At 64.5% G+C, this 13,224-nt stretch carries 5 protein-coding genes, 1 other RNA gene and 4 pseudogenes; 6 read left to right on the top strand and 4 right to left on the bottom strand.

The window, feature by feature from the left end; genetic code table 11:
• Positions 1–106 (top strand): annotated as a pseudogene (locus F7R02_RS07275) (IS5/IS1182 family transposase); the annotation flags it as partial.
• Positions 107–381: 275 nt separating this feature from the next.
• Here F7R02_RS07275 and xopB read toward each other — a convergent pair.
• The gene (gene xopB / locus F7R02_RS07265) at positions 382–1,929 is read right to left on the bottom strand and encodes a XopB/HopD1 family type III secretion system effector (RefSeq protein ID WP_059027921.1); all 1,548 of its coding nucleotides are present in this window, start codon (positions 1,927–1,929) and stop codon (positions 382–384) included.
• A gap of 401 nt (positions 1,930–2,330) precedes the next feature.
• On the opposite strand from xopB, the gene F7R02_RS07260 reads away from it, so the two are divergent.
• The 3 genes and pseudogenes from F7R02_RS07260 to F7R02_RS07255 all read left to right on the top strand — a co-directional run.
• Positions 2,331–2,405, top strand: a non-coding RNA gene (locus tag F7R02_RS07260) — sX9 sRNA.
• A gap of 261 nt (positions 2,406–2,666) precedes the next feature.
• Positions 2,667–2,891: pseudogene (locus tag F7R02_RS26870) on the top strand (transposase); the annotation flags it as partial.
• Positions 2,892–2,913: 22 nt separating this feature from the next.
• Positions 2,914–3,300 (top strand): annotated as a pseudogene (locus F7R02_RS07255) (VUT family protein); the annotation flags it as partial.
• A gap of 103 nt (positions 3,301–3,403) precedes the next feature.
• Here the strand turns inward: F7R02_RS07255 and glnE are convergent.
• A complete protein-coding gene (gene glnE, locus F7R02_RS07250; RefSeq protein WP_078590161.1) occupies positions 3,404–6,229 on the bottom strand; it encodes a bifunctional [glutamate--ammonia ligase]-adenylyl-L-tyrosine phosphorylase/[glutamate--ammonia-ligase] adenylyltransferase in 2,826 nt (941 codons plus the stop codon).
• A gap of 162 nt (positions 6,230–6,391) precedes the next feature.
• Here glnE and F7R02_RS07245 point away from each other — a divergent pair, with 162 nt between their 5' ends.
• Positions 6,392–6,910 (top strand): cupin domain-containing protein, encoded by a 519-nt coding sequence (locus F7R02_RS07245; RefSeq protein ID WP_005929373.1) that lies wholly within the window; start codon positions 6,392–6,394, stop codon positions 6,908–6,910.
• Positions 6,910–7,844: pseudogene (locus F7R02_RS07240) on the top strand (SMP-30/gluconolactonase/LRE family protein). Before F7R02_RS07245 ends, F7R02_RS07240 begins: the two are co-directional and overlap by 1 nt.
• A 413-nt stretch (positions 7,845–8,257) precedes the next feature.
• On the opposite strand, the gene F7R02_RS07235 reads toward F7R02_RS07240, so the two are convergent.
• Positions 8,258–10,699 (bottom strand): hypothetical protein, encoded by a 2,442-nt coding sequence (locus tag F7R02_RS07235; protein WP_078590162.1) that lies wholly within the window; start codon positions 10,697–10,699, stop codon positions 8,258–8,260.
• Positions 10,700–10,792: 93 nt separating this feature from the next.
• The gene (locus tag F7R02_RS07230; RefSeq protein WP_167520984.1) at positions 10,793–12,970 is read right to left on the bottom strand and encodes a translocation/assembly module TamB domain-containing protein; all 2,178 of its coding nucleotides are present in this window, start codon (positions 12,968–12,970) and stop codon (positions 10,793–10,795) included.
• Positions 12,971–13,224 lie beyond the last annotated feature (254 nt).

Below are 13,224 nucleotides of genomic sequence, written 5' to 3'. Positions count from 1 at the left end.
CGGCCTGGCCAAAAACACCGCACACGTGCTGACCTTGTTTGCGCTCTCCAATCTGTGGATGAAGCGAAAGCAGTTGCTGCCGGCTATGGGGAGCGTGCGCCTGTAAACCAGGAAATTCCCACGGAAAGCGCCAGAAATGGCGAAATTCCAAAGATTCAAACGCCACTCTTCGGAACGACGCGACATCCCGCACTCTCAGGCCTCGTTATTCAGACCTTCCCTAACTCTCTGTAAGAGAGAGTATTAGTAAGGAATTTCAGCCAACCCTCAATATCGACCGCAGACCTCTCATTCTAGCTGGCATTGAATTGTGGGGGAGTCGACAGGAGGAATGTATCCCATGTACCCGACCATTGATCGCTACCCTGGCTGTTACGTGGATTACGGCACAGGCGCCGGTTGGTACGAAGTACTAGACACAGCCAGGTCCTGATACGGAATACGTTTGGTCAAGGGAGTGTGGCCGTATCCAAGTTTACGGGCCAGCGCGGGAAGGGCCTCGAAGCTTGCATTCATGCCCTTGACAATTGCCGTTCCCACATGACGAAGGAACTCTCTTCTGGGAGCCAAAATCTGATGCAATTCTTCCGCGGTAATTTCCCGTGCCCCGCTTTCCATTTCCTCGCTTGCTCGCGCCAGAATGGTTTGCACAATCCGTGCGTGCTTTGCATTGTCTGATTCAAATAGCCCAGGAACATGAATGCGCGCTCCAAGCGCCAGTGCGTTCAGAGCGATGGCTTCGATCGGATTAAAGACGGTGCTCCGGAAGATGCGCAGCACCTTTTCAGAGAGCAATCCTGTGGCTTTACTGCCGGCGATCAGCGGGATCATCCCGACAATGGATGCCAGCCCCATAGACTTGACAGCTGTGCTTTCGCCGGGTGCAACATCGAGCGCATGACGCGTCATCTGTTCAATCGCCTCTTCCGGGTCCATCTTCTCGCCAGGGTGCGCCATGACGCCATCCTTCATGCTCTGGAACAATCCAGCTCGCATCAGCTCTTCGCTTTCCTTGACTTCGGGTGGAATGCCAGAGGCAGCGCCAAAAATGGCCGCTTCGGTTGTCGTCGCATTGGCAGCAAGATCACCTAAGCCTGATTTAAAGCCTGTGTACTGCAAGACGTTATTGGGGAATGACACAACTGAGGAGATGGCGCCGGCTTTCATTGCCTTGGGGAGCAGGTCGCGCAAGGACCAGTCCTCACCCTTCATACCCTTGATGATTGCAAGCACACACATGGTGTCCATGGTTTCGATTATCAAAGGGGGAACTGAATCGATTCCGGCCAATTGCAGAGCATACTGACTGGGCGAGAAATTCTTGCCGAAGATGGCTTTTTTCAACAGTTCCGAAGCGCCGAGTTCCCATACGGAGCCGATTACGCTGCTAACGCCGATGCTACCGGCCAAGCCGCCGAGCTGAAACTCTTTCTTGGTCGCCACATATAGCAATTCCTGTGCCCCCAGACGGACCTGGAGGTCCTCATCCCCTTTCAGTTTCTGATTGATGAACGCCGACAGGACATCGTCATTGGACATGACATCGGGGGCACACGAAGCGAGGAACGCTTTCGCACTGATCTGGCTGCCGTCTGCCATCTCGATCAAAGCGCTTGGGCCAAATGCTGCGGAGCCCCGCTCGATCGCCTTAAGCAACAAGGGGATATGAATGTCAGCGTCGATTTGCTCAGCTGTCCGCTCTGAGGAGTTGGCGGCGGGCATTAATTGCGCCGTCTCAACCGTGAATGCGTCCTTGAATTCCTCGAGCGCTTTCTCCGGGTCTCGACGGGACACCAGCTCTAGTCGGACCCCGTCAGTGCTCGCGACCTGTGGTGGAAATGGCTGGTCAACCTGCGCGAAAGATAGCAGCGCGTGCACTACCGGGTCGGCAGAAACAAGTCGGCTCGACTCCCTGCGCACCAATCCCATATGCCTGGGCTTTTGCAAACCTGTTAACGAGATCAGTAGCGGAGTTTCTAACCCACTGTTATCGGTGTGACCGGAACCTTGCACAGTGGACTTGGGGCTAGTAGCCCCGCTACTTGTGCTGCGCCGCCGGGGGGGCCTGGTGGTTGGCAATCTGCTATCTTCGGACTGACAGAAGCCGCTATGTTTGGGCTGTGCGCCAACTTCTAGATCACAGTCGTTACCCATATCAGATTCGGGGTGACGTATGCGCTCGAGTGACGACAGGGAATGGGATCGTGTGAGCTCTGCCTTCATGCCTTCCTCTTCTTTTTTATAAATTGGTTTAAAATTCAGGATCTCTAGAGCGGCTAAAAAACTCCTGCGCGGCCGTTATGCGGGCGCGGCTGGTGATCGGAATCGGCATGTACGACTCGTAAAATCCGGTTCTGCTCGCCGCCCGCAACCATCTGACGATCGCCGGCTACGTTTCATTAGCCGCATTTGGTGTTGGTGAAACCTCGAAATCAATTTTAGAATTATTTCTAAGGATGGTCTGATCAATCTGCCCTATGACGTGGTCGCATAATGTTCAGCTGAGCCTGCACGCGCGGCTTTGAACTACATAGACCCATGTTGATCTCCTGCAGTGAGCATTTAAGAAAGTTTGGCGCAGAGCTCTCTGAATTTCGTTGTTTTCCCGAAGTCATGGTTGGGACGGCGAAGCATTGCGGGGTGAACCGCCCCGCGAAGTAGTCAGCTCGCGATGGGCGATCGAATCGATTCCCGGGAAAAAAATTGGCTGTTCGTCGCAGACGCTGTGTAACTTGGTGCGTCAGGCCGAGCGTGATGCCCACAGCGTCAGGGGGCTGACGACGGACGAGCGGACGCGGATAAAAGCGCTGGAACGCGAAGTGCGCAAGTTGGAGCAAGCCAGCGAGATCCCGCGCAAGGCCAGCGTACTTCACCCAGGCGGAGCTCGACCTAAGCTTCACGCCCTGACCCAGGGTCAGCAACTTGGTCAACCGCCGCTTCGGTCCACGCGCTGCGCGCCACGTTGCCTGGTGCGGGTTCGCGCTGGCGGTGCTGCTGTCGATCTGGCTGGCGACGCCCCGCATCGCGGTGGCCTCGTGCAGCGCCTTCATCGCGGCGCAATTGCTGGACATCAGCGTGTTCGACCGCCTGCGCGACGGCAGCTGGTGGCGCGCGCCGATCGTGGCCACCACCTGCAGCGCCACCCTGGATACCACCCTCTTCTGGAGCATTGCGTTTGCCGGCACGAGCCTGCCGTGGGTCAGCTGGGCCGCAGGCGATCTGGCGGTAAAATTGGGCATGGGCGTGTTCCTGCTCGGCCCGTTTCGCGCCCTGCTGTGGCGGAGTGCGCCGCGTCGGTAGAACGCATGACGCGCATGGATGCGTGGCTTCCCGCCAGGACAGCCAGGCACCGTTGCCGCCATTTGCCGCAGCTGCATCGAAAGCGGCGCACTCACCAGAGCCGTTACAGCGCTGTTTCATCCTTGCCCAGCGGAAACGTCAGGCCCTGCCCGCGTGCTGCGTTGAAGATGATGCCGCGCGCCTGCTGGATGGCCGGCGTCGGTGCGAGCAGGCGTGGGCGGCGGTCCAGCGTGCAGCTCAGGCCGGCATCGACCAGCGTTGCGTGCGCCTGATGCAGTGGTGCGCCGCTCTCGTCCGGGAGCCAGTGCGTGCGCGCCAGTGCGTCGATCAACGCGGGCGTGTCGCAGGCGTCCAGCAGCTGCGGCTGCTGCGCTGCCAGCCCGAGCACGCCGGCCTGCAGCACGAATTCCAGATCCACCAGGCCGCCGGCGCCCTGCTTGAGATCCAGCCGGGCGGCATCGCTGCGATCCAGTTCGGCGCGCATGCGCGCCCGCATCTTGCGCACGTCTTCGTGCAACTGCGCGATGTCGCGCACCCGCATCAGCGTGTCGCGACGCACGTGGGCAAACGCGTCGCAAAGCGCCGCGTCGCCGGCCACCGGGCGTGCACGCACCAGGGCCTGATGCTCCCAGTTCCAGGCGCGATCGCGTTGGTATTCGCGGTAACTGGCCAGCGAGGACACCAGTGCGCCCTTGCCGCCATCCGGGCGCAGTCGCACATCGATGTCGTACAGCCGGCCGGCGCCGGTCTCGGTAGCCAGCAATGCCATCACTTTCTGCGCAAGCCGCGCAAACCAGCGCCCGGCTTCCAGCGGGCGCTTGCCGTCGGAGGCGTCCACCTCAGGCGGATGATCGTAGAGAAACACGAGATCCAGATCCGATCCGAACCCCAGTTCCAGCCCGCCCAGACTGCCGTAGCCGACGATGGCAAAGCTGCCGCCGGGCACGTGTCCGTGTGCGGCCGCCATGTCGCTGCGCGCCAGCTGCAGCACGGTCTGCACGACTGCTTCGGCAAGCCAGGCCAGTTGCCGGGTGCTCTCCACCGCCTGTTGGCGGCCATCCAGCGTGGCCAGCGCAATACGAAAGCTCAGTGCAAGCCGGCGCTCGTTGAGTTCACGCAGCGCCGCTTCGGTGTCGTCGATCTGCAAGGTCTCGGCGCAGGCCGCGTGCAACGCTGCGCGATCCGGTACCGGGCCGCTGATGCGGGTGTCGAGCAATTGGTCCAGCAGCAATGGATACGCCGCCAGCCGCTCGGCCAGCAGCGCACTGCGCGAGAGCACATCGACTAGGCGCGCCAGCGCGCTGGGTTGCTCATCGAGCAAGGCCAGATAGCTGGTGCGGCGCAAGGTGGCCTGCAGCAGGCCGAGCATGCGACGCACGGCCGCGTCGGGCTGGCTGGCGCGGGTGGCCGCGTGCAGCAGTGCCGGCATCACCCGATCCAGCCGCGCACGCGCGCTATCGGACAGCGCGCGCACGCCGGAAGACTGCGCGAAATTGGCCAGCGCCTGATGCGCGCCATCGGGATCGTGCAAGCCAATCCCCGCCAACGGCGCAGCATCGCCTTCCGGCAGCGCGCGCCAGTAATCGGCAAGCGCGTCCGGTGCGGTGGCGCGCACGCGCGGGGCCAGCAGTTCGGCGAATTCCGCGGCCACGCGTGTGCGCTGCGGTGCCAGCGCGTCCAGCAATGCCGACCAATCCGCATACCCAAGGCCCAACGCAATGCGCTCGCGATCCAGCGGCGCCTGCGGCAGTGCGTGGGTCTGCGCATCGCGCAACATCTGCAGGCGATTTTCCAGCCGGCGTAGAAAACGATACGCCGTCGACAGCGCCTGGCCGTTCTCCTGGTCAATCTGGCCTGCGGCTACCAGCGCCTGGAGCGCGGGCAGCAGCCGGCGTTCGCGCAGACCCGGTTCGCGTCCACCACGAATCAGCTGCAGCGATTGCGCCAGGAACTCGATTTCGCGAATCCCGCCGGGCCCGCGCTTGATGTCGTCCAGACGATCGTGCCGCGCCACTTCGGCGGTGATGGCGGCCTTCATTTCGCGCAAGCCATCCAGTGCGGTGAAGTCCAGATACCGCCGGTAGACGAAGGGGCGCAGCGTTTCCAGCCAGGCTTCGCCGGCGTCGATGTCGCCAGCCACCGCGCGCGCCTTGAGCCAGGCATAGCGCTCCCAATCGCGACCTTCGCGCTGGAAATACTGGTCCATGCCGGCGAACGACAACGCCACGCGGCCGGCGGTGCCGAACGGACGCAGGCGCAGATCCACGCGATGGCTGAAGCCGTCGGCCGTGGTTTCGTCCAGCAACCTGGCCAGCTGCTGGCCCAACCGTGCGAAATACTCTTCTGCTGCCAATGGACGCGCGCCATCGGATTGGCCGCCCTGCGGATAGGCGTAGACCAGATCCACGTCCGAGGAAAAATTCAGCTCGCCACCGCCCAGCTTGCCCAGCCCGAACACCACCAGGCGTTGCACGCTGCCGTCTGCAGCAACGACCTTGCCGTGGCGGGTGTGGAACTGCTGCTCCAGCGCTTGCAGGCCGCATTGCAGACAGTGCTCGGCCAGCTGGGTTGCGCCGGCCAGGGTGGCCTCGACGCTGTCCAGACCGAGCACATCGCGCCACACCAGGCGCGTGGACTCGGCGCTGCGATAGCGTCGCAATTGCGCAGGCCACAGCTGCGGCTGCGCCGGATCGAGCAGTGGCGGTGGCAGCGGCGGCGGATCGGGTTGTGCCAGGTGCTGCAGCAATGCCGGTTGCCGCGCCAACGTATCGAGCGCGAACTCGCTGGCCAGTGCCACCTGCGCGAGCTGCCGATCGAACTCGCCGCCCGGCCACGCCTGCTCGACAGGCAACGATTGACGGACACGCGCCACGGCCCGCTCGATCAGGGCGGTGAGCGCAGGAGACATGGAAACGGTCGGCATCGGCATGACCGGATTTTGGCATCCCTGCCGCGCAGGGAGTGCACGCGTGCGCGACATCCCGCATAGCGACTGCAACAGGGCGTGCAGCATTTCGCCGCTTTGAACATCTCGCTTACGCAGCCCTGACGAAACCCATGCTGCACTGCGGCTTTCGCCCGAGGTCCCGCCATGTCGCCCACCACCTTGCCTGCCCACCTGCTGCCCTCGCAGATCCCGCTGGAAACCGATGGCAACGATCCTGCACTACCGCCCAGCCTGCCCTTTCTGCATCTGTGGACCGGGCCGGATGGCAACAGCCGCCTCGACCTCTCGCAGTTGCCCGGCTTCGGCAGCAAGAGCGTGGGTGGCGGTGCGGCACCGCAGTGGTTACGGCCGTTTCCGGGCGAGGTGCTGGGCATCCAGTTCGCGGTGCTGCCGGTGGGCTGGGTCGGCGATTGGCATGAGAGCCCGTACCCGCAATGGGTGATTCCGTTGCGTGGCCGCTGGTTTATCGAAACCGGCGACGGCACCCGCGTGGAGATGGGTCCGGGCGACATCCACTTCGGCCAGGATCAGGGCACCACCGATCGGCGCGGCCACCGCTCCGGCCAATTGGGCGAGACGCCCTGTCTGCAGATGATGGTGCAGTTTGCGCAATCGCCAGGAGCGGCCACCGCGCATCCGTTCGGCCATCCGGCGCCGCGTTGATGGGCCGCCACTGCCGCCTTCGCGCGCCCGGCGCCGCCCAGCCGGCCGAGTGCCCGCCACCCACCACGCATCACGCATCACGCATCACGCCGCGCTGGCAGCGCGGCTGGGCAATGCGCGCCTGCAGACCCTCTACGACCAGGCCACCTGGAGCGAGGGCCCGGCGTGGTGGGAGGCACAGCGCACGCTGGTGTGGAGCGATGTGGTCGGCCGCCGCGTGCTTGGCTGGCGCGAGGACGGCGCGGTGGACGCGCTGCTGGATGCCACCGCCTTCACCAATGGCAATGCGGTGGATGCGCAGCAGCGACTGGTGCACTGCGAACACGGGCGCCGCGCGATCACCCGTAGCGATGTCGATGGCCGGGCGCATCTGCTGGTCGGGCGGTTCGAGGGCAAACGGCTCAATTCGCCGAACGATCTGATCGTTGCGCACGACGGCGCGATCTGGTTCACCGACCCGCCGTTCGGGCTGCTCAAGCCCAGCCAGGGCTGCCCGGGCCCGCAGGAACTGGACCATCACGGCGTCTACCGGCTGCCGCCCGATGGCGGCGCCCTGCAGTGCATGGTCAGCCTGGATCACCCCAACGGGCTGGCGTTCTCCCCCGACGAACGTGTGCTGTACGTGTCGCAGACGCCCGAAGGTGGCCCGACCACGCCGGAGATCACCGCCTTCGACTGGCGCGATGGCGCATTGCACAACCGGCGCCGCTTCGCGGTGGTGCCGGACGGCCTGCCGGACGGCTTTTGCGTGGATCGCCAGGGCTGGCTATGGAGCAGCTCCGGCGCGGGCGTGTGCATCTTCGACAACGACGGCCACTGGCTCGGCCTGGTGCCGACGCCGGAGACGGCATCCAACTGCACCTTCGACCTAGAGCAACGGCGGTTGTTCATCACCGGCGGCAGCACGCTGTGGCTGCTGGAGTTGCAGAAATAGGAACGGCATGACAGGCCAGGCGGACGCGGCCGGTGATCGGTACGGCATGGATCACTCGTACGAATGGTTCCGAGCACCCCGTACACATCCAGCGGCATGATCGCTTGCCGGGTTTTGGGCGCGGCTCCAAGCCATGCAAGTCCGCTCGCCACGATGCGCGCGGCAGCCACCGCCTACGGCACGAGCTTCATCTGCGGCGGATCTTGCGCGGGGTTGGCGCTTGACCCGGCAATCGCCAGGCATAAAAAAGCCCGCTTGCAGCGAACTGCCAGCGGGCTTTGCTCCCTCCCCCACGTCGGGATGCAGGACCATAGTGCGCGCCCCGAATCGGACTTGCACGCTGCACTGCAAAACAATACCAGGCAGTACAGAACTGGTGCTTTTTCTTCACTCCAGCGCGTTCGATGCGGGCGTCAGCGCAATAGCTCCGGCTGCGCGCGATACCACTCCGGAGCGCGTAGCAGATGCCATTCGGGTGTGTCGCCGCGCAAGCCCACTGCCGCGCTCAGCATTCCCCAGCGGGCCAGCAGACTGCCGCTGCGTTGATTGCCCTGCAAGCGCAGGCGCGCATCGACCTGAAAGCGTTCGTTGCGTGCCTGCAACCGATCGACGATGACCGTCTCGCCTTGCCAGTGCGCGCGTGCGGTCAGCTGCGCCTGGCCTGCATCCACCAGCCGGAGCATCCAGTTCGGAATCGAGCGGTCGCGCGCATACAACGCCACCAGAAATGCCAGATCGCGCACCTGGATGCGTACACGCCCATCCACACCCACCGGTTGTCGCCATTGCATGCGCGCATCGTCCAGCACGACGCGCGCCCACCAGCCATCGCGATGTTGTCCATCCGGGCCGGTGAATCCGACATTGCGCAGCTGGATGCTGCTGGCATCGAGACTGAACTGTTCGGCGCGTAGATCGCCGCGCTGCAGGCGTAGATCCGCATCCACATCGCCGCGCAACGCCAGGCCGGCAAACTGCAGTCGCGCTGCACGCGCCCCGATGCGCACACCGCCCTTGCCGATGCGCCCACCCGGCTCGATCTGCAGATCGCCGCTGAGCACGCCGTTGCCGCCGTCGAAGCGCAGTTGCTGCTGCGGCAGATAGCGGTTGTAGGCACGCAGATCCGGCACGCGCGCATTGGCGAACACCAAGTGCGCGCGCGTGGCATCGCGCAGGCTGGTCAAGTTGCGCGCATCGGCGCGCGTTTTCAGATCCAGGCGCAAATCGCGGCCTTGCACGAACGGGCGCGTTGGCGCGTCGGTATGCGCGATCGAAAACTGCTGCATCTGCAGTGCAAGCGCCGGCAGCAACTGTCCGTTGGCATCGGCGTCCACGCGCAGATCTGCACTGGCTTGTCCCGTGATCGCATGCCCCATCACGCCTACCTGCGCTTGCACGTGCGGTACCTGTAGGCGGCTGCCGGCGCCGAGCTGGCCGCGATCGATCCGCAGATCGGCATCGACCAGGCCCTCGCCCTCCAGGGTCAGCCAATCCACATCCGGAAACAGCGCAGCAATCCAGCTCAACGAAGACAATTGCCAATGCAGCCGCGCATGCCCGGAGGTGCGCGGCAACAGGCTGCGCATGGATTGCACTGGCAATTGCCTGCCTTGCACGCGCACGTCGGCGTCCAGCGTCAGTCCGGCATCGGCCGGCTCGGGCATGCTTACCGTCAGCCGCATGTTATGATCGACCTGTAACTGCGCCGTCAATTCGCCCAGCAATGCGGCCTGCGCGCGCGTGCTGTCGTGCAGCGGCGCGCGCCATTGCAGTTGACTCCCGGGCTGCAGGGCACCGCGTATCCAGCGCAGCTCGCCATCTGCACGCCCCTTGCCGGGACGCGTCGCCAGCGTGTGCCGGCCCTGCGCATCACGGGCGACATCCAACGCTGCGGTGTCGCCATGCACGGCGATCAGCGCATCGGTGAACTGCAGCACCGCTTGTCCACTTGCCTGATCCGGTGCATGCCGCGCGATGCTCGCTTCGATACGCAGCTGCCCGTTGCGCATCACTTCGTCCTGCCCCCACCGCACGCGCGTCGATTCGAACACCGCACGCGACGGGAAGATTTCCATCGGCCCGCCACGCAGTCGTTTGAACAGACCCAGTTGCAGTTGGCCCTGCCCTTCGATGTGCAGCTGACGCAGCGACACGGCCTGCACCTGCTCGGCAACGATGCGGTCGAACTGCAGGGTCCAGGCGGCTGGTGGGATGGGTGCGCTGGCGTGAGCGTCGGCGCGCTTGGCTGATTGCGGCGTACTGGTTGTGGGCGTTGTGGGCTTCGCGTTGGTTGCAGTGGTTACGCGCAGATGCTGCGCGGGCGGCTGCGTCGTCGCCGTTTTTTCGACATCGGGCGCTACTGTAGGCGCCTCCTCGTTCGCTGAAGCGGCCGGCGTATCAGCGGCGCCCTTCATCGGAACAACAGCACCCCGCGCCGCTTGCGTCGCCGCAGGCGATGGCGTTGTCGCCGTCCCGGGCGTCACGACCGCAGCCTGCAGACCGCCACGCACACCGCGCGCGTGCAACTCCGGCACCAGCAGTTGGCGGTGCAGCAATGGCAGCAGCCGAATCTGCCCGCTCATCCGCTGCGCGCCGACATTCCAGTTCGTGCGCGTCCAATGGCCTCGCAGATCGACATCCCACAGCACCACACGCCCAGGCCACCAGGTCAGCGCCGGGCCCCAGTGCATCGTGAACTTATCGGGCGAGCGATTCAGCGCAGCCGGGCCGAGCGGCGTGTTGAGCAACAGATTGCCCAGCAGCACATAGCTTGCGTACAGCGCAATCAGTGCCACTAGCGGCCATCGCAGTACGCGTGGCAAGGCGCGCCAGCGGGCGCGAACAGGCATCGTCATGACGGCAGGCTCCTGAAAACCGCGCACGCGGCTGGGCACAGTGTGCCAAGCCAGCCGTGAGCACGGCGCAGCACGATCACGCCAGCGGCCGCATCACTTGGTTTTGGAGACCGCCGGCAACAGTGCCGGCCGCGCGTCATACCACTCGCGTGCGCCCGCCAGATGCCACTGCCGCTGCTTGCCATCGAGTTCGATGCCGACACCCAGCACGCCCCAGCGCAGATACAGATCGCCGCGCCGCTGCGCATCGTTCAAGGCCAGCCGCGCACGCAGCGATAAGCGCGCATTTTCCGCATGCAGGTCGTCGATCAGCACCCGCTGCTTGCGCAAACGCACTCGACCAGTGGCATCCAGTTCGCCCGAATCCAGCAAACCCAGCACCCAGCGCGGATAGTCGGCGCGCTGGGCGAACACCGAGAGCAGTGGGGCGATATCGCGCATACGAAGGGCTGCGTCGGCATCCACCTGGAACGGTGCTTCGGCCTGGATCGTACCGGCACCCACCTGCAAGTCGCCCCACCAATTCGTATCGCTGACTTCGTCCCCCACGCGCATATTGCGCAGGCGTATGCGCGTGCCGCTGAGGTCGAAGAACTTGTGCTTGAAGTCGGCGCGCTGCAGCGTTGCCTGCAACTCGGCATCGCCGCGCATCTGTACGCCAGCCAACGCAAGATGCGCGCCCTGCCCGCGTAGGTTCGCACGCCCATTACCGACCTCGCCGGACGCATTGAGCGCCACATCGCCGGTCAGGCTGCCGCTACCGCCGAGCAGGTGCACGTTATTGCCCGGCAGATAGCGGTTGTAGGCGGTGAGATCGGGCACACGCGCATCGCTGAAACGCAGCTGCGCCTTGAGCGTATCGCTCAGGCGGGCTAGCTCGGCATCGCAATGCATGGCCAGTTGCAGATCGCGGCCATCCAGCAGGAGCTGTCTGGGCGCATCGCGCGGCGCCGCCTTGAAGGTGGGAATGCTCACATCCAGATGCGCCTGCGCCGTGGCGGCATCGTCGATGCGCCCGTGTGCCTTGGCAACGCCGGCCAGGCGCGTGTCGAACACCTGTGCCACGGCCTCCACGCGCGGAATATCCAGCGTGCTGCCGGCACTCAGCCGGCCATGTGCAAGGCGCAGGTCCGCTTCGACCAGACCGCCGCCTTCCAGCTGGAACCACGGCTTGCGCACGAACAGCTCGGCGATCCAGTTCAAGGATTCGAACTTCCAGCGCCCACGCACCTGCCCCGACAGACGCGGCAACAGCTGCGCCGGCTGTTCGAACGGAACGCTGCGCCCGGCGATGCGCAGATCGGCGTGCAGCTCGCTGCCGGTCTTCTCGTCGCGCGGCAGCCGCGCCTGCACGCGGATGTCCTGTGCCACATCCAGCTGCAGCGCGAGCATGCCGCGGTCGGTGGCGCCCACGCCCGCAAGCAATGGCAACCGCCACACCACGCGGCTGCCCGGCTGTAGCGCGCCGCTGGCCAGGCGGATATCGGCCTCCACGCGGGCTGCCGATGGCCCGCTGCCGATGTCCACATGCGGCGCGCCGGTATCGATCTTCAGCGCCACGGAATTGGCCTTCAGCTGTAGCCGGGCGGCAGTGATGCCGAGCTTGCGCAAGCCCGGCGCCTGGTCGCGGTAATGGCGTGGAAACTGGAACTGCGCATCCAGCTGTGCACCGTTGAACACCTGCACCCCGTCGTAGCTGACCACCGCATCGGTAAAGCCCGCTTCGGAAGGAAACAGTTCCGACGGCCCGCCCTTGAGTTGCTTCAGAAAACCGACCTTGCCGTGCCCCTTCCCGGCGATCAGTAATTTGTCCAGGCGGGCACTGCGAATGCTGTTGCTGGTGATTGCATCGAAGCGCAACGTCCAGCCTTGGTTGCCCCGCGGTGGCGGCGGAATGGGCGTATCGGAGGTTTCCACTTCTGCGCTCACGCCGGTGGCATGCAGCCACGGCAGGCGCACTTCGCGCCGAAACAAGGCCAGCAGGGCGATACGCGCATGTGCGCGGTCGGCATGGAAGACATACACGGTACGGTTGGCCTGCCCGCGCATGCGCACGTTCCAGGCGATGACCTCGCCCGGGAACAGCGTCACCTCCGGGCCGGTCTGCATGGTGAACTTGTGCGGCTGCCGATTGGTGCTGGCGTCGAACAGCGGGGTATTGAGATAGAGGTTGCCGGCCAGCAGATACAGCGCGTAGAGCGCCACCACAATGCCCACTGCACGACGCCACGGCCGTGGCCAGCGCTGGAAGCGGTCGCGAAGTGAGAGCATGGGCGCAGGCAGGAAAGAGTCTGCCGCCACTATCCCGGTTGCGCTGACCGCGAAGCGTGAACAAGGCTGATGCCGTTGCGGGAATCGGGCATTGGGAATTGGGAATCGGCGGCGAGCTTGGAGATTGGCGGCCGGCTAATGCCTTAGTGCTGCAAACATCGCAATTCCTGCGGTGCTGCACTGGATACGCTGAACCGCTGCGATTACGCAATCCCGGCATTTAACGCTTCTCGAACTTCATTGCTGCGCACGAC

The organism is Xanthomonas cissicola (assembly GCF_008801575.1).
Classification (GTDB): Bacteria; Pseudomonadota; Gammaproteobacteria; order Xanthomonadales; family Xanthomonadaceae; genus Xanthomonas; species Xanthomonas cissicola.
Note: the sequence above shows the minus strand (reverse complement) of the source record. Positions and strands in the feature narration are given on the sequence as shown.

What these genes read in the sequence shown, in the direction of transcription:
- xopB (WP_059027921.1), bottom strand. Translation starts at nt 1,929, where the DNA reads ATGGGATTGGTGCGCAGGGAGTCGAGCCGACTTGTTTCTGCCGACCCG.
- glnE (WP_078590161.1), bottom strand. Translation starts at nt 6,229, where the DNA reads ATGCCGATGCCGACCGTTTCCATGTCTCCTGCGCTCACCGCCCTGATC.
- F7R02_RS07245 (WP_005929373.1), top strand. Translation starts at nt 6,392, where the DNA reads ATGTCGCCCACCACCTTGCCTGCCCACCTGCTGCCCTCGCAGATCCCG.
- F7R02_RS07235 (WP_078590162.1), bottom strand. Translation starts at nt 10,699, where the DNA reads ATGACGATGCCTGTTCGCGCCCGCTGGCGCGCCTTGCCACGCGTACTG.
- F7R02_RS07230 (WP_167520984.1), bottom strand. Translation starts at nt 12,970, where the DNA reads ATGCTCTCACTTCGCGACCGCTTCCAGCGCTGGCCACGGCCGTGGCGT.